Source organism: Novosphingobium sp. 18050 (assembly GCF_902706195.1).
In the GTDB taxonomy this organism is placed as follows: Bacteria; Pseudomonadota; Alphaproteobacteria; order Sphingomonadales; family Sphingomonadaceae; genus Novosphingobium.
Genome location: NZ_CACSJO010000001.1, coordinates 309,337 through 332,563, shown reverse-complemented (window position 1 = coordinate 332,563; position 23,227 = coordinate 309,337). Strand labels below are relative to the sequence as shown.

The window sequence follows — 23,227 nt, the reverse complement described above, 5'->3', positions numbered from 1 at the left end:
GTCGTCCCAGACTTGATATGGGACGACGAAAAAACAAATCTCCTGATGCGAGACATTACCATGACCACCGCTCCCAACCAGAACCGCCTCACCATCGCCATCCTCGCCCTGGGCGGACAGGGCGGCGGCGTGCTGGCCGACTGGATCCAGGAAGTCGCCCGCGCCGAGGGCTGGATGGCACAGGGCACTTCGGTTCCCGGCGTCGCGCAGCGCACCGGCTCGACCGTCTATTACGTCGAACTTGCGAAGCCTGACGGTTCGGGCCGCCTGCCGGTCATGGCGCAGATGCCGATGCCGGGCGATGTCGACGTGGTGGTCGCCTCGGAACTGATGGAGACGGGCCGTGCGCTGCTACGCGGATTCTCAACTGCCCAGCGCACCACGCTGATCGGCTCGACTCACCGCATCTACGCCATCGGGGAAAAGCAGGCGATGGGCGACGGGCGCGGTAACGGCGAGAAGATCATCGAGGCCGCACACCAGCGCTCCAAACGCTTCGTCGGTTTCGACATGGAAGCGGCGACCGAGCGCTCAGGCAGCGTCATCAGCGCGATCATGTTCGGCGCACTGGCGGGCAGCGGCGCGCTGCCGTTTCCGACCGAGACGTTCCGCAAGGCCATCGAACACAGCGGCATCGCGGTAAAAAGCAACCTCAAGGGCTTCCAGGAAGGTTTCGACCTGGCGCAAGCCCCGGTCGCCACGCCGGTCGAGGACGTCCACGAAGTTCCGGTTCCCACCACGGTCCGAGGCCGCGAACTGGCTGCGCGCATCACTGCCGAGCTGCCGGTCCCCGCGCATGTCAACGCGCTGCACGGCGTCGCCAAGCTGATGGACTATCAGGACGGCGACTACGCCGCGCTTTACCTCGACCGTCTGGCAACCGTTGCCGCGCTCGACGCCGCGCCGTTCGAGATGACGGCCGAGGCCGCGCGCCACCTCGCGCTGTGGATGGGCTATGAGGACACCATCCGGGTCGCCGATCTAAAAACGCGCGGCAGCCGCATCGCCCGTGTGCGCGGCGAGGTGAAGGCGCAGGATGACCAGATCCTTTCGATTACGGAATTCATGCACCCGCGCCTGCAGGAAGTGTGCGAGACGCTGCCCGCCGGGATCGGCCGCAGGATACTCGGTAGCAAGCGCATGACGGACCTGCTGGGGCGCTTCTTCACGCAAGGCCGCCACGTCGAGACGACCGGCCTGCGCTGGTTCCTGGCACTACGCGCGCTGGCGAAGATGCGCGGGATGCGCCCGCGTTCGCTGCGCTACATCGAGGAGCAGGAGCGCATCGAGCAGTGGCTCGAACTGGTCCGCAGCGAGGCCCCCTGCGACCTTGCCGTCGCGCTGGAGCTGGTCAAGTGCCAGCGCCTGATCAAGGGTTACGGCGACACTTTCGAGCGGGGCCTTGCGAATTATGAGCGCATCGTTGCCGAACACCGCCGTGCCCCGCGCGGTGCGAGTGAAATACGCCGTCTGCGCGATCTTGCTCTGGCGGATGACAAATCGGTCGCGTTCGTCGAGGCGCTCGCCAGCTGACTATTGGGCTGCCGAGATAAAAAGCCTTGTCGCTCCTGCCATTGCGGGGACGGCGGGGGTTGCCGTCGGTGCCGAAGATATGGCTGCACCCAATCATCTGAAGTATGGAGAGATTTCAGTTCGACGCCTGTGGTTCCGCGGCAGGCGGGGGCGGAATATCGACCTTGATCTCCACCCGCCGGTTCTTTGTCCGGCCTTCCAGATCGTCGCTGCCATCGAGCTTGCGGTTAGGCGCGATGGGGCGGCTTTCGCCCAGCGCGATCACGGTGATCCGGCTTTTCGCCACGCCCTTGCTTTCGAGATAGTCACGCGCAGCTTCAGCGCGGCGGCGCGAGGCGGCGAGATTTTCCGCATCGGAACCGCGTGAATCGCTGTGGCCCCAGATCGTGATCGGGCCGCCGGTCAGGAAAGTCGGCCTTGTCATCAATCCGTCGATCAGCGCGGTGCCTGCCGCGTCCGGCCTGGCGCCCTTGGCCGGGTAGGGGATCACCAGTTGGATAGGCCCCAGCAGCGGCGCCTCGACCGTGCCGGCGTCCACCTCGGCGCGGATGATCGATTTCTTGACGATGGTATCGTCGGCTTCCGGCTCTGCCATGACGCTGCCCTGCGCATCGGTGGAGGCTGCTTCGGACGCTTCGCCGCTCGTGGGTTGGCCGGGTTGGCAGCCAGCCAGCAGCAGCGGCGCTGCGACGAGCGCGGCAGGCACCAGAGCGGAGGGAATTGCGGGCAGACGTCTCATGCATTCGCCTCCTTCTGCGGGGATTGGCGGGGAGTGTCGGGCTCGCCGTGGCGGGACGGGCCATAGGAAACGACCACGTCGCCCGGCTGCGGTGCCGGGCGCGAGGCGTGGGTAAAGAAGCGGATCTTGCCGTCCTTGCGCAACACGAACAGCATGTCCGCTTCGTTCGAAAGCGCGGCCTGCGCATCGGCGAAATCGAACTGGTCGCTGATGCGGGTCTTGCGGAAGGTCCAGCCCGCCGCCTCGCGCTCCATGATCTCGGTGACGCCGTGACCGGAGCCGAACATGGCGCGGCCGCGCAGCGCCTCGGGCAGGCTGCGATGGTCCTCGTCGTCGCCCATACCGCCCAACTGGTAAACCGAATCGCGGCCGATGTCGGGCGCGAACTCGCTGCAGACGAGGGCGTTGTAGGCCTCGTTTTCGGTCGTCGCGACGAGAACCTGGAACTGGGTGAGGTCGAGCCGTTCTTCCGTTGCCTCGGCCAGGATTTCGCCGTGATAGGTGGAGATACCGGCCTGGCGCGCGCCGGAAAGGCGCTGCCAGCTGTTGTCCGCGATCATTACGGGCAGGTCGAGTTGACTTAGCTGCCGGGCGAGAGACAGGCTCCACGAGGTGCTGCCGACGATCAGCAGCCCTTTCTGTGGCGCCCCGGTTACGCCCAGCCAGCGGGCCACGTAGCGGATGCTGAAGCCGTGAGCGATGATCGTGGCGATCACTACCGAGAACGACAGCGTCACCAGAATCGAGCCGTCGCCGTAGCCAAGTTGGTCGAGCCGAAGCGCAAAAAGACCTGAAACGGCGACTGCAACGACGCCGCGCGGCGCGATCCAGGCGATCAGCAGGCGCTCTTTCCACGGAATCTTGCTGAATGCGAGGCTCACCAGAACGGTCGCCGGGCGGACCAGGAACAGCAGCGCGAGCAGGAAGGCGATGAAGCGCCATTCGAACTGGCGAAGCACATCGAGGTTGAGCGAAGCCGACAGCAGCACGAAGACGCCCGAAATCAGGAGAACGGTGATGTTCTCCTTGAACGGATGGATATCGCGCAGGGAATCGAGCCGCATGTTGGCGATGGCGATGCCCATCACGGTCACGGCCAGAAGGCCGGTTTCCTGCTGGATCAGGTTCGACAGCACAAACGTGCTGATAACCGCGACCAGCAGCACCGGGGCCTTGAGGTATTCCGGCACATGTCCGCGCGGAAAGGCCCAGGCGATGGCCTTGGCGACAAGGTAGCCGATCAGTCCGGCCACCGCGGCGGCGGCCAGCAACGAGGCCAGTACCGCTATCAGGGTGCCGCCTTCGCCTGAACGGCGCAGGTATTCATAGGTAACGACCGCGCAGAGGGCGCCGAAGGGATCGTTGACGATCGCTTCCCACTTGAGGATCGCTCGCGGCCTGGGGGCGACATTGCTTTGGCGCAGCAGGGGGATGACGACCGTGGGACCGGTCACCACGAGAATGCCGGCGAAGAGGATCGCCACCGGCCAGACCAGCCCGGCCACGTAATAGCAAGCGATCGCGCCGAGCACCCATCCGAGCGGGATGCCGATCAGCATTAATCGCGCAACGGCCCCATCGGTCTTGCGCAATTCGCGGAAATTGAGGCTGAGGCCGCCCTCGAACAGGATCAGCGCCACCGCCACGGAAACCATCGGTTCCAGCAGGTTGCCGAAGGTGTGCTCGGGTATGACGAGACCCGTGATGGGCCCGGCGATCACACCGGCGGCCAGCATGAGGGCGATGGCGGGCCAGCCGGTACGCCATGCGATCCACTGCGCGCCGATCCCGAGAATGCCGATCAGCGCGAAGACGAGGGCTTGTTGCTCCATATGAAGGGCTTAACCAACAATCCCGCGAAAGGTAACCTGCGGCGGCGACCTTTCTACAGGTGGATCGTCAGAGCCGGTCGAATACCGAGCCCATGCGCGGGCTGAACAGGCGCTCATAGGTGCGTAGCAGGTGCGTGTCGGTCATCGCGGCGACGTAATCGCAGATCACCCGCAGGTCGCCGTCGGCGGCATCGAGACGGTCTCGCTCATCGCGCGGGAGCAGGCGCTTAGGGTCGGCCGCTAGCGCCTCGAAAACGGCGACGACCATCGCCTGCCCCTTGAATTCCAGTTGCTGGACTTCGGGGCTTTCGATGACTTCGCGCACGACAAAGCCCTTCAGCACATCGAGAAAATCGCGGCGCGGGCCGGAGAGCGCCACGCGCCAGCGCAGCAGCGGTTCGCGAAAGCCCTTCTTCTCTACGTAATGTGCGCCGGTCAGGAAATGGTGGACGAGGCGACTGACGAAGCGCTTGCGGCTGTTGGCGCCGCCGAACAGTCTCTCGACCATGTGCGAGAAGACGTCGTTCTCGCTCTCGCCGGGGTACTTTTCCTTGAGCGCGTCGAGGAACGAGGCGCATCGCCCCTCAATTGCGGCGGTGAAGGTGTCCTTGGTGACTAGACCCAGGGCGATGGCGTCCTCAAGATCATGGACGCCGTAAGCGATGTCGTCGGCGACGTCCATGATCGTGCAGTCTAGCGACTTGTGCAGCGTGCGCGCGTGCTTGCCGGGCACCGTCTCAAGCGTCTGGAATTTGGCGCGTTCAGCGGGGGAGAGCGGGGCGAGTATCCAGTCAACCACGTCCTGCTCGCTGTCGAAGTGGCACTTGGGCGGCTTGCAGGCGCGGGGATCGAGCACGCGGATAGTCGAGGGGCCGTCCAGCAGCCGGGGCGCGATGTCCGCGTTTCGGGCGGCGGACCAGGGCGCGGGATACTTGAGCACGCCCAGAAGGGTACGGCGGCACAGGTTGGCGCCCGCATTGGCAGAGAAAGTCTCCAGCCGGGCGAGGATGCGCAGGGTCTGGCCGTTGCCCTCGAACCCGCCGTCGTTTCGCATGCAATAGTTGAGCGCCACTTCGCCGCCGTGGCCGAACGGCGGGTGGCCGAAGTCGTGGGTGCAGCCGATCGCGTGGATCAGGCTGCGATCGGGCAGGAGCGGGGCGGCGGCGTGGTCGGGAAAGGACTTGGCCAGTTGCCGTGCCAGTCCACCGGCGATCTGCGCGACTTCGAGCGAGTGGGTCAGGCGAGTGCGGTAGAAATCGCTGTCGCCCAGATTGAGGATCTGGGTCTTGCCCTGGAGGCGGCGGAACGAGGCGGAGTGGATGACGCGGGCATAGTCGATGTCGCCGTCTTCGCGGGCATCTTCCGCCTGGGGATTCCAGTTCTCGCGGCGCGCGTGCCAACTCATGCATTCACCATGCACCGACTATTCCAGCTGGCGGGGCGCAGGGCAAGGGTGCTTGCCGTGGATATACCGGCATGATCTTGCGAATGGGTTGAACACAAAACCCCGCCGTCCTCGTGTGAGGGCAACGGGGTTTGTCTTCTTGTGAGTGGAACGTCTGGGATGCGGCGGGCCTGACAGGCCGCCGCATTCCCTACGTCCTTACTTTGTCTCGGGTGCGAGCCCGCGTGCTTCCAGCATCGGTTCGACTTCCGGATCATGGCCGGTGAAATCGCGGAACAACTGCGCGAAGTCCTTGGTGTGGCCCTGGCCCAGGAACGACTTGCGGATGTGGTCGCCGTTGGCGCGGGTCATGCCGCCGTTCTTTTCCACCCAATCCCAGCCGTCATGGGCCAGCATCTCGGTCCAGATGTACGAGTAGTACCCGGAGGCGTAGCCGTTGTCCCAGATATGGCGGAAGTACGGCGTCTTGTAGCGCGGCGGGATGAGATCCGTGGAAAGGCCCGTGGCGGCCAGTGCCTTGGCTTCGAACGCCATCGGCGGCTGCGCCGCCTCCTCGGGGGAGAGCTTGTGCCACTCGATATCGAGCATCGCCGCTTCCAGCGTTTCGCCAAGCCCGAGGCCCTGGTTGAAGGTTTTCGCCGCCTTGATCTTGGCGACCAGTTCGGCCGGGATCGTGGCGCCGGTCTGGTAGTGCTTGGCGTAGTGGTTCAGCACGGCGGGCAGGGTAGCGAAGTTCTCGTTGAACTGGCTGGGGAATTCCACGAAGTCGCGCGCGGTGTTGGTGCCCGACAGCGAGGGATACTTCTGACTGGCGAAGAAGCCGTGCAGCGCATGGCCGAATTCGTGGAACATCGTCTCCACATCGTCGAAGCTGGCAAGCGCGGGCTGGCCCTCCGCGGGCGGGGCGATGTTCAGAGTGTTCGAGATGACCGGCTTTTCACCGCGCAGGTAGGACTGCTCGACAAAGTTGTTCATCCAGGCGCCGCCCTTCTTGTTCGACCGGGCGAAGGGGTCGAAGTAGAAGATTGCGAGTTCGCTACCATCGGCGTCGAGCACTTCGTAGGCGCGCATTGTCGGATGGTAGACGGGCAGATCGGTGCGGCGCTTGAAGGTCAGGCCATACGTCTGGTTGGCGGCGTAGAACACGCCGTCCTCCAGCGTGCGCCAGACGTCGAAGTACGGCTTGATCTGGCTCTCGTCGAGGTCGTACTTCGCCTTGCGGACCTTCTCCGCGTAGTAGGACCAGTCCCACGCCTCCAGTTTGATGTTCTGGCCTTCCGCCTTGGCAGCGGCCTCAAGCATTCCGGCCTCACGGTCCTGCGTGGCGCGCAGGGCGGGAACGAAGCCGTTCATGAACTCCATCGCCTTGGCCGGCGTCTTCACCATGCGGTCATACATCTGGTACGTCGCGAAGTCGGGCTTGCCCATCAGCTTCGCCTTCTTCGCGCGCAGCGTGGCCATCTGCGTGACCATGCCTGTGGTGTCGTACTGGTCGCCGCCCGAGGTGCGGTTGATGCTGGCTTCCCACAGGGCCTTGCGGCTGGCGCGGTTGGTCAGGCTGGTGAGCGCGGCCTGCTGGGTGGTGTTCCCCAGCGCCAGCATGAACTTGCCCGGCTTGCCCTTTTCAGCCGCGAGCTTTGCGGCGGCGGCGATCTCGGCAGGGGAGAGGCCCGCAAGCTGTGCCTCCGTGTCGAACACAGGGGCCTTGGCTGCGGTGGCTGCGGTCAACTTTTGAGAGAACGCGGTTTCGAGCTTGGCGATCTCAAGGTTCATGGCCTTAAGCTCGGTCTTCTGCGCAGGCGTGAGCAGCGCGCCGCGATGGACGAATTCGTCGTACGTGGTCGCCAGCAGCATGGCGTCTTCGCCCGTCAGCGCCTTTCCGGCGGCGCTGTCGTGTACGGCCTTGACGCGGGCGAACAGCGCCGGGTCGAGATAGATGTCATCGTTGAGTGTGGAAATTTGCGGGCTGACCGCAGTATCGACGGCGTCGAGCGTATCGTTGGTGTTGGCCGAAGTGAGCTGGCCGAAGGTGTTGTAGGCCCGGCTGAGCAATTGCCCGGTCCGTTCTTTCGCGACGATCGTGTTCTCGAAAGTGGGCTTGGCCTTGTTTGCGGCGATGGCCTTGATCTCGGCGCGCTTGGCAGCGATGCCGGCCTCGATTGCGGGCTGCCAGTCGCTGTCCTTGTAGGCGGGGAAGTTCGGCGCTTGGAAGGGCAGGGTGCTCGGCTGGGCGAACGGGCCGGTGTAGGCCGGGGTAGCCGCAGCCGTCTTTTCCTTGGCAAGTGCCGTCATCGGAAATCCTCCAAGCAGGCCGGCACCGAGAACGAGGGGGGCGGCGGCGGCCATGAGCCGGGTCTTCATGTAACGTCTCTCCTGCCTTCGGCTACCCGTGCAACGGCATGGCGCGGTGCCTGAAAGTGGCAACGTGCCCTGCGACCGGCCGGGCGCCGGGGTGGTCAATGTGCAGGTTTCAAGCCGAGAAAACGGGCACTTGCAAGAACAAGTCGGCGCCGGGGAGAACGGTTGCGCAATCTGCAGGCAGCCGTTGGCCGATCACCCGCGAATCCGGCCCGGCGCGCAATCAAATTTCGGCGCGCCGGTCTGCGGCTGCCTCCGGCCGAGTTACAACAACTGGCGGGAGGATGTGCGAAGGGCGTCCCGGGGCGTCGTGCCAAGCCCTGCGGCGGACAGGCGCCCGACCTCGGCCATGGCGGCAAGGGCGAGCGGGTCCATGCCCTTGGTATCGCGCGCGGTCTGAAGATAGCAGGCGACGATGAGCGGCGTGGCCTTCGCCGGTCCGCCGAAGGCCAGGTCGACGTAAGTCTGCTGCCCTTTACTGATGCCGGTTCCGGTCTTGTCTCCCGAAATCCAGTCAGCCGGGAAGCCTGAGCGAAGGCGGTCGCTGCCGGTCTCCACCTCGATCATCCAGCTTTTCAGGGTCCCGCGCCCTTGCGGCGACAGCCGGTCGCCAAGCAGCAGACGGGCTACGGTCGCAGCCATTGCCGCCGGGGTAGTCGTATCGAATTCGGATCCGGCCGGTATCTGGTTGAGTTCCGGCTCGTAGCGGTCGAGCCGGCTGACCGTATCGCCCAGCGAACGCCAGAAGTGTGTCAGCTGCACCGGGCCGCCGAACCGGCGCAGCAGCACGTTGGCCGCGGTATTGTCGCTCGTCACCAGCGTGGCATGGGCAAGTGCTTTCACCGGGAGGCCGCCGTCCACCGCGCCGGAGGTGACCGGGCTGTGCGACAGCAGGTCCTGAGCCGACCAGCGCAGGACTTCGTCGAGGTCGATTTCGCCTCGCTCTGCCCCGGCCAGTACCATCGCCGCCAGCGACATCTTGAACGAGCTGCAATGGGCGAAGCGTTCGTTTTCGCGCCAGCCGACACCGCTACCGCGCGCCGGGTCCAGTATATAGGCTCCCAGACGCCCGCCGGCCCGTGCCTCGATGGCCCGCAGGGCGTCGACCGCGTCTTTGTCGATATCGGTTTTTGCGATGGTGGTTGATTCGTGCCGTGCGCAGGCAGTCATCAGTACAGCCATGGCCCCTGCCAGCGCACTTCGTCGATCCAGCATTGAAAAACCTCCCGTTTCCCTGTGATGTCAGGTGTGATGCGGGGCATTCTGGCCTTTGCTTGACCGATCGGGCAAACGATGGTTTCTGAGGTGTGTCCCTAGATATTCTTGGAGCGAGTATGGATATCAAAGCGCTCTCGCTCAACACGTTGCGCGCATTTGAAGCCGCCGCCCGGCACCTCAATTTTACCCGCGCGGCAGACGAACTGTGTGTAACGCAGGCCGCCGTCAGCCAGCAGGTGAAGATGCTGGAAATCCATATTGGAAAAGCGCTGTTCCGCCGAACCACCCGTGGACTGGTACTGAGCGACGAGGGCGCCTTGCTGGCCCCGGTGGTGACTGATGCGCTGGCGCGGGTCAGCGGCGCGCTTGCTGTCGTCAGCGGCGCAGGCGCGCGCGAGGTCCTGACCGTAGGCGTGGTCGGCACTTTCGCGCTGAGCTTCCTGATGGAGCGGCTGCCGGAATTTCAGGCGCTGCACCCGGGCATCGACGTGCGCCTGCTGACCAACAACAACACCGTCGATTTGTGGGCCGAGAGCCTCGATCTGGCGATCCGCTTCGGCGACGGCGGCTGGCACGGGGTCAGCGCGCAACTGCTGATGCCCGCGCCAATGACGCCGATGTGCAGTCCGGCAATCGCCAGCCGCCTCTCGCGCCTCGGCGATTTCGGGCGCTTGCCGCTGCTACGCTCCTATCGCCTGCAGGACTGGCCCGCCTGGTTCGCCGCTGCAGGAGTAACTGGCGTACCCGCCAATGGCCCGATATTCGATGCCTCGCACCTGATGGCTATGGCTGCGATCCGGGGCATGGGCGCCGCGCTGCTGCCATTGGCGATGTTCGAGCGGGAACGTTCAAACGGACAACTCGTCAATCCCTTCGATGTCGTAGTGGACCGGGGCGGTTATTGGCTTACCCGCCTGTCCTCGCGCCCGGTTTCGGCTGCGATGTCGGCATTCTCGGAATGGCTGCTGGATGCGACTGGTGAGGGCGGCGGATGCGGGTGAGCGCATCTTGGCTCGGCCATGCTGGTGAAAGTGCCCGAGCTTTGCGAAGGTAAGCCTCGGGCCAGTTTCCTGGCATCGTAATTACGACCCAAGGGACACAGCCGGCTGATAGTCACGCCGATTCCCCATGGTATCCCGCGAGCATGGTATGAAAATTATTCTGCTTGGCAGCTGCGCGTAATAAAAGTGCGCGTTCGTTCATGCTCCGCGCGGCAGCGAGAAAGTCTTCGCAAAAATATCGAGAAGGCTGAGCGATGGCCAGACTATTGGTTTGGAAAATGTCGGTGAGCGCCAGTGCCGGCGGTCTCGCGATCAAAGTTGCCGCGAAGGACCGAATGACTCACCGGTTTTCAAGGTGAGACAGATCACACCCCGAAGGGATTGATAATGCCGGTCTATTTGGAAAAATTGGCTCCCTGAGTAGGATTCGAACCTACGGCCATTCGATTAACAGTCGAATGCTCTACCGCTGAGCTATCAGGGAGCGGCCCGGCAATGTCACCACCGCTGGGCAGGGGTGCGCCTATAACAGCGCCAGAAAGATTGGCAACCCCGAAGGGTCAGAAATTTGCTCGTCGAGGCAGAATTTTTGATCAATTTTTCAAGACCCACGCAAACCTGCGGGTTAGACCTGAAATTGCTCGGCAAATATGCGTTCTTCCAGTGTGAAGCCGGGGTCGAACAGCAGCGTCAGTTCCTTCTCCGCCGAGGCGACGATGCGCACTGTGGCGACGTCGCGCACTTCCTTTTGGTCGGCGACGGCGGCGACGGGGCGCTTGCCGGGTTCGCGGATGTGGAATTCCACCTCCGCGCTCTCGGGCAGGATCGCGCCTTTCCAGCGGCGTGGGCGGAAGGGGCTCAGTGGGGTCATCGCCAGCATGCGCGAGCCCAGGGGCAGAATCGGGCCGTTGGCGGACAGGTTGTAGGCCGTCGAGCCCACCGGGGTCGCAACGAGAATGCCGTCCCCCGCCAGTTCCTCCATGCGCACACGGCCATTGATGCGGATTTCGACTTTCGCGGTCTGGCGCGTCTCGCGCAGCAGCGAGACTTCGTTGATCGCGTAATAGCTGTATTCGCGCCCATCTCGCCCGGTGGCGTGCATGATAAGGGGGCGGACGGGGACTCCATGCGCCTCTGCTACGCGGCGGGCGATCGGCACGTCGTCGTGCGGGCCGTTCATCAGGAAGCCCACTGTGCCCAGATTCATGCCGTAGACCGGCTTGATCGGATAACTGTCGAGCATCTCGTGCAGGACATGCAACAGGAAACCGTCACCCCCCAGTACGACCAGCACGTCGGCCTCCTCGGGAGATACCCAGGCGTGCGATTCGCGGAGCGCCGCGGCGCCGGCCTGCGCCTTGGCGCTGTCCGACACGATCAGCGCCAGTTTCGCATCCATGCTCACTTGTATCTCCGGCGTACGATTGCGTCCAATTCCGGGACCGGGGCTGTCGAATTTTGAAAGGTTTTGCAAGGCCTTTGGGTTATGGCGGCTCGATGGGCGTAAAACGAGACGATCAGGTTCACAAAGGTCCCAAGAGCATAGCTGCCAAAGGGATAGCCGCCAAAGGGATCACGGACCGCCTTACCGGCATTCCGGGAATAGAGGCGGTGCATGACCGCGTCGCCGCCTGGCGCCAAGATCCTGTGCTTATGCCGCACATGGCGCACGTCCACGCCATGTTGCTCAGCCTGCGCCGCCTTGATGCGATCAACATGGCTTACGGCGCTGCCGCTGGTGACGGCGCGCTGGAAGAAGTCGCTGCGCGCATCGGCCATTTCGCCGAAGAGGAACTCGACGGACCCTGGCTGCTCGCCCGCGCCGGGGGCGGCAGCTTCCTCCTTGTCGCCAACGAAGCCTGTAGCCGCGAACGCTGGCAGCTTGTCGCCGACCAGCTTGCCGACATGATCGCGCGGCCTATCCCGATCTCCACCGGCATTCTGCGCCTGTCCCCACGCGTGGCGCTGATCCGGGCGCTGACCGGCGAAAGCGTTGAATCGATGCTCGACCGTCTCGGTCATGCGCTGGGCGACGCGCATGAACAGCATGGGTCGCGCCTGGCGTGGGCGGACGGCGAAGTTACGCCGCCGGGCCGTTCGGCCCAGCAATTGGAAGCCGACCTCCTTATCGCCATCGACAATGACGAGATCGAGGTGCTGTTCCAGCCCCAGTTCGATTTGACAGACGACAGCCTCACCGGCGCGGAAGCCCTCGCGCGGTGGAACCACCCGCAGCTGGGCCGCATCGGAGCCGGTGCGCTGTTCGCCATTGCCGAACGGGCGGATTATGTCGGCCCCTTGTCACGTCATATCGCCCACAAGGCCATGTGGGCGGCCAAGGAATGGCCGGGGAACCTGCGTCTCTCTATCAACGTGACGGCGGCGGACCTGGCGTTCGGCAGCTACACCCGCCAGATGCTCGACCTTGTGCGCGAAAGCGGGTTCCCGCCGCGCCGCCTGACGCTGGAAGTGACCGAACAGACGTTGATTGGTGACATCACGCTGGCCGCGCAAACGATGGCGGAGTTTTCCGCGCAGGGCATTCGCATCGCGCTGGACGACTTCGGAGCGGGGTTCTGCAACTTCCGCTATCTCAAGGTCCTGCCGATCCATTACCTGAAGCTCGACCGCTCGATGATCGACGGGATCACCACAGACCGCCGCGACGTGGCGGTGCTGCGCGCGATCGTGGCGATGGCGCGGGCGCTGGACCTTCAGGTGATCGCCGAGGGGATCGAGGAAGAAGGCCAGCGCGTTGTCGCGGCGCGCGAGGGGTGCGCTTATTTTCAGGGGTTCCTGCGGGCGCAGCCGATGAGTGCGGCTATGTTCGACAAACTGGCGCGGGCGGAAGAAGCTAAGGAAGCAAGCAGGGGAGCATAGCCCCCCTGCACCCCCGGGAATGTCGAGGTCACGCGCGTAGATACGTTTCCGCGCCCACTTCGAGCCGGGAGACATAAAGCCTGCGGCAGCAAGGAGCGCACAGCGCCGCTGCACGAACAACGACGACATTAATGGGGGTGCAGGGGGGCTATGCTCCCCTGCTCCTACTCTTGTCCCTTGCGCGCAACCGCGCTGAGACCCTTGGTCAGTTGCAGCAATCCGTTCAACCTGCTCTTGGGATCGCCCCACGCGCGCTGCAGAACCAGCTTGTTGTCCGGGCGCAGCTTGATGGCGCCCTGCAGCCTGTCCGCGTAGGCGATGAGGCCTTCCGGGTTGGGGAAGCTGTCGTTGTGGAAGCTGACCAGCGTGCCGCGCGGGCCGACGTCGATCTTGGCGATGTGCGCCTCAATGGCCTGCCGCTTGATCTGGATGAGCTGGACGAGGTTTGCCGTCGGCTGCGGCAGAGGACCGAAGCGGTCGATCATCTCGGCTGAGAGCGATTCGATCTCGGCGCGCGAATCCGCGTCGTTGAGGCGGCGGTAGAGCGCCATGCGCACCGCGAGGTCGGGGACGTATTCCTCCGGGATCATGATCGGGGCTTCGACCGTGATCTGCGGAGACAGACCGCTGGTGTCCTTCTCCAGCCCGACGCCGCCGGCGCGGGCGGCAAGGATCGCGTCTTCCAACATCGACTGGTATAGTTCGAAACCGACTTCGCGGATGTGGCCCGACTGTTCGTCGCCAAGGAGATTACCGGCACCGCGAATGTCGAGATCGTGGCTGGCCAGCTGGAAGCCTGCGCCCAGCGAATCGAGGTCGCCCAGCACTTTGAGGCGCTTCTCTGAAACTTCGCTCAAGGCCTGGCCGGGCGGCGTGGTCAGGTAGGCATAGGCGCGCAGTTTCGAACGCCCGACGCGGCCGCGCAGCTGGTAGAGCTGGGCCAGGCCGAAGCGGTCGGCGCGGTGGATGATGATGGTGTTGGCGCGCGGAATGTCGATCCCTGATTCCACGATCGTGGTGGAGAGCAGCACCTCGTACTTGCCCTCGTAGAAGGCGCTCATGCGTTCTTCCACGTCGCCCGCTGACATCTGGCCGTGCGCGGAGATGACCTTCACTTCGGGGACGTTCTTGCTCAGCCAGTCCTCGACTTCGGCCATGTCGGCGATGCGGGGGACGACGATGAAGCTCTGTCCGCCGCGGTGGTGTTCGCGCAGCAAAGCCTCGCGCATCACCATTTCGTCCCATTCCATCACATAGGTGCGCACCGCGAGGCGGTCGACCGGCGGGGTCTGGATGGTGGAAAGTTCGCGCAGGCCCGACATCGCCATCTGCAGCGTGCGCGGGATCGGCGTGGCGGTAAGCGTCAGGACGTGGACGTCGGCGCGCAGCTGTTTCAGCTTTTCCTTGTGGTTGACGCCGAAGCGCTGTTCCTCGTCGACGATGACGAGGCCGAGGCGCTTGAAGTTCACCGTCTTGGACAGGATCGCATGGGTGCCGCAAACGACGTCCATCGTGCCGTCGGAAAGCCCGTCGCGGGTGGCCTTGGCCTCCTTTTCGGGGACGAGGCGCGAGAGGCGGCCGACGTTGAGCGGGAAGCCGGCGAAGCGGTCTGCGAACCCGGAATAGTGCTGGCGGGCGAGCAGGGTGGTCGGCGCCACGACGGCGACCTGCTGGCCGGCCATGGCAGCCACGAAGGCGGCACGCAGTGCCACCTCGGTCTTGCCGAAACCGACGTCCCCGCAGACGAGGCGGTCCATCGGCTTGCCGCTGGCAAGGTCTTCCAGCGTGTCGCCGATGGCGGCTTCCTGGTCTTCGGTTTCCTGCCAGGGGAAGCGGTCGATGAACTGGTTGAAGCTGGATTCCTCGGCCACGAGTGCCGGGGCGACGCGCAGGGCGCGCTCGGCGGCGGTCTTCATCAGCTCGCCGGCGATCTCGCGGATGCGTTCCTTCAGCTTGGCGCGGCGTTTCTGCCATGCCTCGCCGCCCAGCTTGTCGAGCACGGCGCCTTCGCTTTCGCTGCCGTATCGCGAGAGGACGTCGAGGTTCTCGACCGGGATGTAGAGCTTGTCGCCGCCCGAGTAAGTCAGCATCACGCAGTCGTGCGGGGACTTGCCGACCGGGATCGACTGCAGGCCCTCGTAACGGCCGATGCCGTGGTCCATGTGGACGATCAGGTCGCCGGGCGTCAGCGCCGCCAGTTCAGCGAGGAAGGCGTCGGAGTCCTTCTTGCGCTTCTTGCGGCGGACAAGGCGGTCGCCAAGGATATCCTGCTCGGTGATGACCTCGACCGACTGGTTCGAGAACCCGGTTTCGAGCGGCAGCACCAGCGCGGCGGAGCGGCCCTGAACGGCAAGGCCCAGCGCTTCCTGCCAGGTATCGGCAAGACGCGGTTCGGGGCCCTGTCCCTCACCCAAGATCGAGGCGAGGCGGGCGCGGCTGCCAGTGGAGTAGGCGGCGAGGATCGCCTTGCGGCCCGACTTGGCAACGGCCTGAAGATGTTTGGCGGCGGCTTCGTAGGCATTGTCGCCGCGCGCGCGTTCGGGCGTGAAATCGCGGGCGTTGCCGAAGCCGAAGTCGATGACCTTGGCGGATTCGGGCTGGGCGAAAGGATCGGCGCGGTGAACCGGCAGCGCGGTGACGGCGAAGTCGAATTCTTCGCGGTTCAGGTAGAGCGAATCGATCCGCAGCGGGCGGTAGGAACCGGCCTTCTGTCCCGAGGTTTCGGTGCGCGCCCGGTGATAGTCGGCGATATCGGTGAAACGCTCGTCGACCGCGCCGAGGGCCGGGCTGTCGATGATGACAAGGTCGTCGTCGGCCAGATGGTCGAATAGGGTGACCAGCCGGTCCTCGAACAGGGGCAGCCAGTGTTCCATGCCGGCAAGGCGGCGCCCGTCGCTGACCGCCTGATATAGCGGATCGGCGGTGGCGTTGGCGCCGAACATCTCGCGGTAGCGGCTGCGGAAGCGTTTGACGGTGTCGTCGTCCAGCAGCGCTTCGCTCGCCGGCAGCAGCAGGTGATCGGGCACGGTGCCGGTGGAGCGCTGGGTGCCGGTGTCGAACAGGCGCAGCGTTTCCAGCTCGTCGCCGAAGAAGTCGAGGCGCAGGCCGCCTTCGAGACCTGAGGGCACGATGTCGAAGATCGAGCCACGCACGGCGAATTCGCCTGCGTCGATCGCGGTGTCGGTGCGCTGGTAGCCCTGACGGCGCAGCAGCGCGATCAGGCTTTCGTGGCCCACTTCCATGCCGGGCTTCAGCAGCCGCACCGATTCGCGAATGCGGAACGGGGTGAGCACGCGCTGGAGCAGGGCGTTCGTCGTGGTGACGAGAAGCTGCGGGCCGCTGCGTTTCAGTTGCAGCCGGTGCAGCGCGGCAAGGCGCCGCGCGCTGACCGAAAGCGCCGGGCTGGCGCGGTCGTAGGGCAGGCAGTCCCACGCCGGAAACTCGATGACGTCGAGTTCGGGCGCGAAGAACTGCGCCGCCTCGGCGACAGCGCGCATCGCTGCCTCGTTGTCGGCGACGAAGACGGCGCGCCCGCTGTTTTTGGCGCTGTCGGCAGCGCGGGCGAGGTCGGCCATGACCAGCGGCTGGGAGCCACGCGTCACCGAAGCCAGCGTCAGCGGCGTCGTGGCGGAGAGGATGCGGGAAAAATCAGTCATGCGGGATGCGTGGCGGGATATGCGGCACCGGCGGGAAATACAATCATATTGAGGCGCCGACATGTCACTGCGGTTGGTCATGTTGCGAGTTGCGTTGGGGATTGCAGCTTGCAACGGTGCATCCTGAAATTGATCCGCCCTTGTCTCGTCATCGCTGCCTTAACGGGAATGACGACGGGTTTATCGGCGGGCAAACGGATCAGGGAGGCGATATGGCTGCAATCGACAGGCTGGACGGCAAGCGCGTTCTCATAACCGGCGCATCGAGTGGGCTTGGCCGGCACTTTGCGGGCGTTCTTGCCGGTGCGGGGGCCGAGGTCATTCTTGCCGCCCGACGGATGGAAGCGCTGGAGGAACTGGCGGCCGAGATCGGTGCGGCAGCGTCTACAATGCAGATAGACGTCACCGATCCCGTGAGCATTCAGGCGGCGCTGGCGCAAGTCGGCTCGGTCGACGTGCTGGTGAACAATGCGGGGGTTTCGGGCGCTCATGCCCTGCTTGATGTGAGCGTGGAGGAGTACGATCACATCATGTCCGCGAACCTGCGCGGTGCTTTCCTCGTCGCCACGGAGGCAGCGCGAGGGATGCACGGCGCAGGCAAGGGAGGGGCGATCGTCAACGTCGCCTCGATCCTCGGGCTGCGGCAAGGCGGGCAACTTACGGTCTATGCGATGAGCAAGGCCGGAATTGTGCAGATGACGAAGCAGATGGGGCTGGAACTGGCGCGCTATGGCATCCGCGTGAATGCCCTGGCGCCGGGCTACTTCGCCACCGACATGAACCGCGATTTTCTGGACAGCAAATTAGGTGAGGCGATGGCTCGGCGGATTCCGCAGCGCCGATTCGGCAACTTCAAGGACCTCGACGGGCCGCTGTTGCTGCTGTGCTCGGAAGCGTCGCGCTATATGACCGGCGTAGTCATCCCGGTCGACGGCGGGCATGTACTCAGCGCGTTATGACGGGAAGGATTTTGTGCTTCCCGTCCGCGCTTGATCCTCAGGCGGCGCGCTTCAGTTCTTCGACCAGAGGCGCTGCACGATCGAAGGCAGGCTTCTTCTCGGCGAAAGCGGGCATATAGCGCTCGGCGACGACAACATCGCTGCGGAAGGCAAAACGGACAGCCACGGGGGAGAGAAACGAAAACATAGAAACCTCAAGGATAAACTTTGCTGCATCGCAGCATCGCCGGAGCCTATGACGTTCCGAGGTTCGTATCGCAAATGCACGGTAGTATACCGCAGTTGCACAAAACGCGCCGATTGCTTGCGAAAGGCGCGCTCCTCCCCAAGACAAGCTCGGGGAGGAATTCAGGTCAGTCGCGGGGGATCACCACGTAGTCGAGTTGCATCATGCGCTCCACCAGCGCGCCGCGATATTCCTCGGGAATGCTCAGGGTGCCGAGCGCCCAGCCCATGATATCGACGTCTTCCTCGTCGATCATTTTTTCGAACAGAACGATCTCTTCTTCCGACCATTCGGCGTGAAAGCGGTCGAAGAAGCAGCCGATCATGTAGTCGGCCTCGCGGGTGCCGCGGTGCCAGGCGCGGAACTTCAGACGGGCGAGGCGGGGCGATAATACGGTCATGACCGCGCCGTTACAGCGCGGCGCGGTCATGAGCAAGATTCGCGGGAATAAGGTGGCGCTCAGCCGTGCAGCACGCGGATGATCTCGGCGCTGGGCCGTCCGGTCAGGGTCTTGGGCACTTCGCCGACCAGCACATCCTTGAGCTGCTTGTGATAATGCCGGCGCATCTCGCCCAGCGAGCGTGGATCCGCCACGACCACAAGCTGCTCGATCTCGCGCGACAGCACCTGTTCGTTGAGCCAGCCCGTTACCGCTGCGACATGAGCGGCTTCGTCGAGACCGTCACGGCTGCCGTCGCCGGTGCGAGCCTGATGGCGGGTCTGGCCGTCGGTCTTGCGGTTTCCGGCGCTGAAATTCGTGGCTTCGAGGGTCGGCGCTTCCATCGAGGTCAGCTTCGGCTCGGCTTCGGCGCCCGAGTTGCGATAAAGTTCGAAGTTCTCTCCGTCGACGATCGCGAACACGGTTCCGTGGGGCAAGAGCATGGGCTTCTCCTTGGTTTTTGGTGCATGCTTGAAAATTGCCAACGGACCGATGTGGAGGGGTGTTCCATGCTGTCTGGTGAAACGGTGCACAGTCGCGCTAAGAGGCGCGCATGCGGCCCGAAGCGCTCAATTCCCTGTTCGTCGAAACCGATGCCCTCGATGGCGTGGGGCCTAAACTCCGGCGTCCGCTGGAGAAACTGGGCCTCACCCGGATTCGCGACCTTGCCTATCACCTGCCCGACCGCTTCGTGGAGCGCCGCGCCATCGCCAATCTCGACGAGGCGGGGGTAGGCGAGAACGTCATTATCGCGCTGACCCCGCGCGAACATCGCTCGCCCAGCGGACGCGGTCCTTTTCGCGTGATGGCGGAAGATGCGGTCGGTAACATATGCACGATCACCTACTTCGGCCGGGCTTCCTATACCGCGAAGAAGCAACTCCCGGTGGGTGAACTGCGCTGGGTGGCGGGCCGGATCGACCAGTACGGCCAGATGCTCCAGATCGTGCACCCCGAGCATGTCTCGGAGGATTCTGCCGCCCCAATCGGCAAGCTGTGCGAGCCGATCTATCCTTTGTCGGAAGGGATGACGCAGGGACGCATCGGCGCGTTGGTGGCGCAGGCGCTCAAGGGGCTGCCCGAGCTTCCCGAATGGATCGAGCATGGCCTGATGGCCCAGAAGGACTGGCCCGCATGGCGCGAGGCGCTGGGCGAGGCGCACCGGGGCGTCAATGCGCCCGCGCGCGACCGGTTGGCCTATGACGAACTGTTCGCCAATGCGCTGGCGCTCATGCTGGTGCGCGAAAGCAACCGCTCGCAGCGCGGCACGCCGCTGGTGGGCGATGGAACCTTGCGCGCAAAACTGCGCCTGCCGTTTGCGCTGACCGGCGCACAGGTACGCTCCATCGCCGAGATCGAGGGCGACCTTGCGCAGCCCTCGCCGATGCTGCGGCTGCTGCAGGGCGATGTGGGGTCGGGCAAGACGGTGGTGGCGCTGTCCTCGCTGCTGATCGCGGTGGAGGCCGGAGCGCAGGGCGCGCTGCTGGCGCCGACCGAAATCCTCGCCCGCCAGCACTACGAGACGCTGTCCCGGATGCTGCAGGGCACCGGGGTGGAGATCGCGTTGCTCACCGGCCGGGACAAGGGCAAGGCCCGCGAAGCGATCCTGATGGGGTTGCTGGACGGCTCAATCCAGATCGTCGTGGGCACCCATGCGATCTTCCAGGACAGCGTGGCCTATCGCAATCTCGCGCTGGTGGTGATCGACGAACAGCACCGCTTCGGTGTCGGCCAGCGGCTGATGCTGGCGCGCAAGGGCCGCCGCGCGCCGCATACGCTGGCGATGACGGCAACGCCGATCCCGCGCACGCTGACTTTGGCGCAATACGGCGAAATGGAGGTTTCCAAGCTCGACGAACTGCCGCCGGGTCGTCAGGCGATCGATACCCGCGTGATCTCGGTCGAGCGGATGGACGATGTCATCGGCGGCATCGCTCGCCACATCGAGACCGGGCAGCAGGCCTACTGGGTCTGCCCGATGGTCAATGAGAACGAAAACGAAGACCTCGCCGCCGCCGAGGCGCGCTATGCCGCGCTTAAGGAGCGATTCGGCGATACCGTGGCGCTGGTCCACGGCCAGCTTCGCCCCGAGGCCAAGGACGCCGCGATGGAGCGATTCGCGCGCGGTGAGGCCAGCCTGCTGGTGGCGACCACGGTGATCGAGGTCGGCGTCGACGTGCCCAATTCCACGTTGATGGTGATCGAGCAGGCGGAACGCTTCGGCCTGGCCCAGCTTCACCAGTTGCGCGGGCGCGTGGGGCGCGGGTCGGAGAAGTCCACCTGCCTGCTGCTGCGCGGTACCCAGATGTCCGAAACCGCGCGCCAGCGGCTTGCCCTAATGCGCGAGACGCAGGACGGTTTTCGTCTTGCCGAGGAGGACCTGCAACTGCGCGGCGGCGGCGAACTGCTCGGCACCCGGCAGTCGGGTGATACGCCGTTCCGCATCGCCAGCCTGGAGCAGATCCAGAAGCTGCTCCCGCTCGCTCACGACGATGCGCGCCTGCTGATCGAACGCGACGGCGGCCTTGCCGGTCCACGCGGAGAGGCGGCGCGGTTGCTGCTTTATCTGTTCGAGCGCGACTGGGGCGTGCAGCTGCTGCGCTCGGGCTGAGCCTGTCCCAACCGGCAGCTGCGCTTGACTGATCGGGAGAGCGGCTTGCGGCCCCCATGCCTCGACTGGTATTACCGACCCTGCAAAAACCGATAAATCGGTCGGACCGCAGGGAGAGTGGCCGTTGAACCATGAAGAACAAAAGGCCGGTGAGGCCGGGCAGGAAGAACCGCACGCGCCGCGCCTTTATCGGAGGGTCGCTGCAGCGCTGATGGAGGAAGTGCGGGCAGGACGCTATCCGGTCGGCGCAAGGATGCCGGCGGAACGTGAACTGGCCGTGCTCATGGGCGTCAGCCGCCCGATCGTGCGCGAGGCGCTGCTGGCGCTGGAAGTGATGGGCGTGGTCGAAGTGCGGATCGGGTCCGGGGCCTATGTCCTGCGTCAGCCGGACGATGAGCCGCCAGTGGCCGACGCGGCGGCGGTGACACCGATCGAACTCGCCCAGGCGCGTCTCATCTTCGAGGGCGAGGCGGCCTCTCTGGCGGCGACCAACATCAGCGACGAGGAACTCCTTCGTCTCGACCAAGCGGTGGCCGATATGCGGCGGGAGGACGGCAGTTTCGAGGACTGGGAGGCCGCGCTCACCGTTTTCCACACGACCCTGGCGCAGGCCACCCGCAACATCGCCGTGGAACGCGGCGTGCGCGACTTGTGGGACATGCGCTCGCGCTCGCCGGAGTGTCGCCGGATGCTGGAGGATGCGCGCAACCACAACTATCGCCACAGTCTGGAGCAGCACATCGAGATTCTCGCGGCGCTGCATGCACGGGACGCGGTAAGGGCGCGGGCGGCGGTGCGGATGCATCTGGAAGGCTCGATCAACCACGTCCTGATGGCGATCGAAGAACGCGCGGTTTCGGACGCGCGGGCGCGTGTGGCGGAAATTCGGGCTCGCTATTTCGCTGGCGGGTCGGTGTAGACCGGACGCTGAAACGACAAAGGGCGCGTCCCGAGAGACGCGCCCTTTGCGAATAAATGGTCGGGGAAAGAGGATTCGAACCTCCGGCCCCTGCCTCCCGAAGACAGTGCTCTACCAGGCTGAGCTATTCCCCGACCGGAGGGGCGATCCGAAGACCGCCCTGGGCAGGAGCGCGCCTATATAGGGCGACTCCGGGGGTGGCAAGAGGGCTTTGTGGATTTTGTTGCCGAGATTGCAAAATCCTCGGAAATCCGCCGTTTGTGTGGGGGCAGGTGGCTTTTGGCAGGGGCCTTTGGAAGGCTGATTCTGGATAAAAACAGCATAAAGTGTCGGTTGAACCGCGCTTCTGCCGAGCCTGTCCCAGCTCCCCAGGCATGGTGCCGCCGGGGACCAATACCGCAACCGTCTTCCCCTGCGCGGCCCGGAGCGATAGGTTTTCCCGCATGACTACGACCACGTTTAACGCAGACCCCGCTTTCACCGCCGCGCAGACGCCGCATTGGGAGCGCCAGTACCTCGACCTCATGCGCCGCATCTGGACCGAGGGCGACGAGCGTGTAGACCGTACCGGCGTGGGCACCAGATCGGTCTTCGGGGCGACGATCCGCTTCGACATGTCGGGCGGGGCGATGCCGCTGCTCACCACCAAGCGCGTCTACTGGAAGACCGCGACGCGCGAACTGCTGTGGTTCCTCACCGGCGAGACCAACATCCGCGCTCTTTGCGCGCAGGGCGTGGAAATCTGGACCGACTGGCCGCTGGATCGCTATCGCCGCGAAACCGGCCATCAGATCGAGCGCAGGGACTTCTCCGCGCGAATCGTCGCCGATGAAGCCTTTGCCCTCCAGTGGGGTGGTCTGGGTCCGGTCTATGGCAAGCAGTGGGTCGACTGGCCGACATATGAGCCGGCGGGTGAGGGTCTGTTCCGCAGCGGGCCCGGCATCAATCAGGTCACGCAGGTGATCGATAGCCTCAAGGCCAATCCAGGCAGCCGCCGCCACATTATCGAAGGCTGGAACGTCGCCGAACTGGATGCGATGGCGCTGCCGCCGTGCCACAAGACCTATCAGTTCCATGTCGCGGACGGACGGCTATCGTGCCTGCTTTATCAACGCAGCTGCGACCTGGGTCTGGGATTTGCGTTTAACATGTGGTCGCTGGCACTGCTGACCCGCATGATCGCGCAGCAATGCAACCTTGAACCCGGTGAGGCCGTTTGGACAGGCGGCGATGTCCATTTGTACCTCAACCATGCGCCGCTGGTCGAAGAACAGCTTGCGCGCGAGCCTTCCGGCGAAGCCCATATGTCGATCCTGCGCCGTCCCGATTCGATGTTCGACTACCGGATCGAGGACTTCGAAGTGGCCGGATATGCACCCCAGGCGCATATCGCCGCGCCGGTTGCGGTCTGAATTGACATTGCTGAAACTTGAAATATTATGACCGAACCG

General features: G+C 64.6%; 17 protein-coding genes and 2 tRNA genes. 7 read left to right on the top strand and 12 right to left on the bottom strand.

Annotated features, from left to right (window positions below):
- The first annotated feature begins 60 nt into the window (after window positions 1-60).
- Window positions 61-1,533 (top strand): indolepyruvate oxidoreductase subunit beta family protein, encoded by a 1,473-nt coding sequence (locus GVL61_RS01785; protein ID WP_159976271.1) that lies wholly within the window; start codon window positions 61-63, stop codon window positions 1,531-1,533.
- Window positions 1,534-1,648: 115 nt separating this feature from the next.
- Here GVL61_RS01785 and GVL61_RS01780 read toward each other — a convergent pair whose 3' ends face one another.
- From GVL61_RS01780 to bla, 5 genes are all read right to left on the bottom strand, one after another.
- Window positions 1,649-2,272: an OmpA family protein gene (locus tag GVL61_RS01780; RefSeq protein ID WP_159976268.1), complete on the bottom strand. Its 624-nt coding sequence runs from the start codon at window positions 2,270-2,272 to the stop codon at window positions 1,649-1,651.
- On the bottom strand, window positions 2,269-4,104 hold the full coding sequence (locus GVL61_RS01775; RefSeq protein WP_159976265.1) for a sodium:proton antiporter: 1,836 nt from the start codon (window positions 4,102-4,104) through the stop codon (window positions 2,269-2,271). Before GVL61_RS01775 ends, GVL61_RS01780 begins: the two co-directional genes overlap by 4 nt.
- Window positions 4,105-4,171: 67 nt before the next feature.
- Window positions 4,172-5,509 carry an anti-phage deoxyguanosine triphosphatase gene (locus GVL61_RS01770; RefSeq protein WP_159976262.1) on the bottom strand — a complete coding sequence of 446 codons (1,338 nt, stop codon included), beginning with the start codon at window positions 5,507-5,509 and terminating at the stop codon, window positions 4,172-4,174.
- A gap of 198 nt (window positions 5,510-5,707) precedes the next feature.
- The gene (locus GVL61_RS01765; RefSeq protein ID WP_159976259.1) at window positions 5,708-7,870 is read right to left on the bottom strand and encodes a M3 family metallopeptidase; all 2,163 of its coding nucleotides are present in this window, start codon (window positions 7,868-7,870) and stop codon (window positions 5,708-5,710) included.
- Window positions 7,871-8,131: 261 nt separating this feature from the next.
- Window positions 8,132-9,049 carry a class A beta-lactamase gene (gene bla, locus GVL61_RS01760; protein WP_159976257.1) on the bottom strand — a complete coding sequence of 306 codons (918 nt, stop codon included), beginning with the start codon at window positions 9,047-9,049 and terminating at the stop codon, window positions 8,132-8,134.
- Window positions 9,050-9,201: 152 nt separating this feature from the next.
- On the opposite strand from bla, the gene GVL61_RS01755 reads away from it, so the two are divergent.
- Window positions 9,202-10,086, top strand: a complete 885-nt coding sequence (locus GVL61_RS01755) for a LysR family transcriptional regulator (protein ID WP_159976254.1) — start codon at window positions 9,202-9,204, stop codon at window positions 10,084-10,086.
- 409 nt (window positions 10,087-10,495) lie between these two features.
- On the opposite strand, the gene GVL61_RS01750 is transcribed toward GVL61_RS01755, so the two are convergent.
- Window positions 10,496-10,570 (bottom strand) — tRNA-Asn (locus tag GVL61_RS01750).
- Window positions 10,571-10,711: 141 nt separating this feature from the next.
- Window positions 10,712-11,485 carry an NAD kinase gene (locus GVL61_RS01745; protein ID WP_159976640.1) on the bottom strand — a complete coding sequence of 258 codons (774 nt, stop codon included), beginning with the start codon at window positions 11,483-11,485 and terminating at the stop codon, window positions 10,712-10,714.
- A gap of 98 nt (window positions 11,486-11,583) precedes the next feature.
- Here GVL61_RS01745 and GVL61_RS01740 point away from each other — a divergent pair, with 98 nt between their 5' ends.
- Window positions 11,584-12,966 (top strand): EAL domain-containing protein, encoded by a 1,383-nt coding sequence (locus tag GVL61_RS01740; RefSeq protein ID WP_235037494.1) that lies wholly within the window; start codon window positions 11,584-11,586, stop codon window positions 12,964-12,966.
- Window positions 12,967-13,130: 164 nt separating this feature from the next.
- Here GVL61_RS01740 and mfd read toward each other — a convergent pair whose 3' ends face one another.
- On the bottom strand, window positions 13,131-16,622 hold the full coding sequence (gene mfd, locus GVL61_RS01735; protein ID WP_159976251.1) for a transcription-repair coupling factor: 3,492 nt from the start codon (window positions 16,620-16,622) through the stop codon (window positions 13,131-13,133).
- Window positions 16,623-16,834: 212 nt separating this feature from the next.
- Here mfd and GVL61_RS01730 point away from each other — a divergent pair, with 212 nt between their 5' ends.
- Entirely contained in the window at window positions 16,835-17,581 is a 747-nt protein-coding gene (locus tag GVL61_RS01730; protein ID WP_159976248.1) for an SDR family oxidoreductase, read from the top strand.
- A 37-nt stretch (window positions 17,582-17,618) separates the two neighbouring features.
- On the opposite strand, the gene GVL61_RS01725 is transcribed toward GVL61_RS01730, so the two are convergent.
- The 3 genes from GVL61_RS01725 to GVL61_RS01715 form a co-directional block, all read right to left on the bottom strand.
- The gene (locus GVL61_RS01725; protein ID WP_159976245.1) at window positions 17,619-17,768 is read right to left on the bottom strand and encodes a hypothetical protein; all 150 of its coding nucleotides are present in this window, start codon (window positions 17,766-17,768) and stop codon (window positions 17,619-17,621) included.
- 166 nt (window positions 17,769-17,934) lie between these two features.
- On the bottom strand, window positions 17,935-18,207 hold the full coding sequence (locus tag GVL61_RS01720) for a succinate dehydrogenase assembly factor 2 (RefSeq protein WP_159976242.1): 273 nt from the start codon (window positions 18,205-18,207) through the stop codon (window positions 17,935-17,937).
- Window positions 18,208-18,266: 59 nt separating this feature from the next.
- Window positions 18,267-18,689, bottom strand: coding sequence for a host attachment protein (locus GVL61_RS01715; protein WP_159976239.1), 423 nt, complete (start codon window positions 18,687-18,689; stop codon window positions 18,267-18,269).
- Window positions 18,690-18,799: 110 nt separating this feature from the next.
- Here GVL61_RS01715 and recG point away from each other — a divergent pair, with 110 nt between their 5' ends.
- Entirely contained in the window at window positions 18,800-20,857 is a 2,058-nt protein-coding gene (gene recG / locus GVL61_RS01710) for an ATP-dependent DNA helicase RecG (protein WP_159976236.1), read from the top strand.
- Between the two features lie 124 nt (window positions 20,858-20,981).
- Window positions 20,982-21,776: a FadR/GntR family transcriptional regulator gene (locus GVL61_RS01705; RefSeq protein WP_159976233.1), complete on the top strand. Its 795-nt coding sequence runs from the start codon at window positions 20,982-20,984 to the stop codon at window positions 21,774-21,776.
- A 57-nt stretch (window positions 21,777-21,833) separates the two neighbouring features.
- Here GVL61_RS01705 and GVL61_RS01700 read toward each other — a convergent pair.
- Window positions 21,834-21,910: transfer RNA gene (locus GVL61_RS01700), tRNA-Pro, on the bottom strand.
- A gap of 309 nt (window positions 21,911-22,219) precedes the next feature.
- Here GVL61_RS01700 and thyA point away from each other — a divergent pair.
- A complete protein-coding gene (gene thyA, locus GVL61_RS01695) occupies window positions 22,220-23,188 on the top strand; it encodes a thymidylate synthase (protein WP_159976230.1) in 969 nt (322 codons plus the stop codon).
- Window positions 23,189-23,227: the final 39 nt, after the last annotated feature.

Excerpts from the sequence above, each read along its gene's own strand:
- GVL61_RS01785 (WP_159976271.1), top strand. The coding sequence starts at position 61 with ATGACCACCGCTCCCAACCAGAACCGCCTCACCATCGCCATCCTCGCC.
- GVL61_RS01780 (WP_159976268.1), bottom strand. The coding sequence starts at position 2,272 with ATGAGACGTCTGCCCGCAATTCCCTCCGCTCTGGTGCCTGCCGCGCTC.
- GVL61_RS01775 (WP_159976265.1), bottom strand. The coding sequence starts at position 4,104 with ATGGAGCAACAAGCCCTCGTCTTCGCGCTGATCGGCATTCTCGGGATC.
- GVL61_RS01770 (WP_159976262.1), bottom strand. The coding sequence starts at position 5,509 with ATGAGTTGGCACGCGCGCCGCGAGAACTGGAATCCCCAGGCGGAAGAT.
- GVL61_RS01765 (WP_159976259.1), bottom strand. The coding sequence starts at position 7,870 with ATGAAGACCCGGCTCATGGCCGCCGCCGCCCCCCTCGTTCTCGGTGCC.
- bla (WP_159976257.1), bottom strand. The coding sequence starts at position 9,049 with ATGGCTGTACTGATGACTGCCTGCGCACGGCACGAATCAACCACCATC.
- GVL61_RS01755 (WP_159976254.1), top strand. The coding sequence starts at position 9,202 with ATGGATATCAAAGCGCTCTCGCTCAACACGTTGCGCGCATTTGAAGCC.
- GVL61_RS01745 (WP_159976640.1), bottom strand. The coding sequence starts at position 11,485 with ATGGATGCGAAACTGGCGCTGATCGTGTCGGACAGCGCCAAGGCGCAG.
- GVL61_RS01740 (WP_235037494.1), top strand. The coding sequence starts at position 11,584 with ATGGGCGTAAAACGAGACGATCAGGTTCACAAAGGTCCCAAGAGCATA.
- mfd (WP_159976251.1), bottom strand. The coding sequence starts at position 16,622 with ATGACTGATTTTTCCCGCATCCTCTCCGCCACGACGCCGCTGACGCTG.
- GVL61_RS01730 (WP_159976248.1), top strand. The coding sequence starts at position 16,835 with ATGGCTGCAATCGACAGGCTGGACGGCAAGCGCGTTCTCATAACCGGC.
- GVL61_RS01725 (WP_159976245.1), bottom strand. The coding sequence starts at position 17,768 with ATGTTTTCGTTTCTCTCCCCCGTGGCTGTCCGTTTTGCCTTCCGCAGC.
- GVL61_RS01720 (WP_159976242.1), bottom strand. The coding sequence starts at position 18,207 with ATGACCGTATTATCGCCCCGCCTCGCCCGTCTGAAGTTCCGCGCCTGG.
- GVL61_RS01715 (WP_159976239.1), bottom strand. The coding sequence starts at position 18,689 with ATGCTCTTGCCCCACGGAACCGTGTTCGCGATCGTCGACGGAGAGAAC.
- recG (WP_159976236.1), top strand. The coding sequence starts at position 18,800 with ATGCGGCCCGAAGCGCTCAATTCCCTGTTCGTCGAAACCGATGCCCTC.
- thyA (WP_159976230.1), top strand. The coding sequence starts at position 22,220 with ATGACTACGACCACGTTTAACGCAGACCCCGCTTTCACCGCCGCGCAG.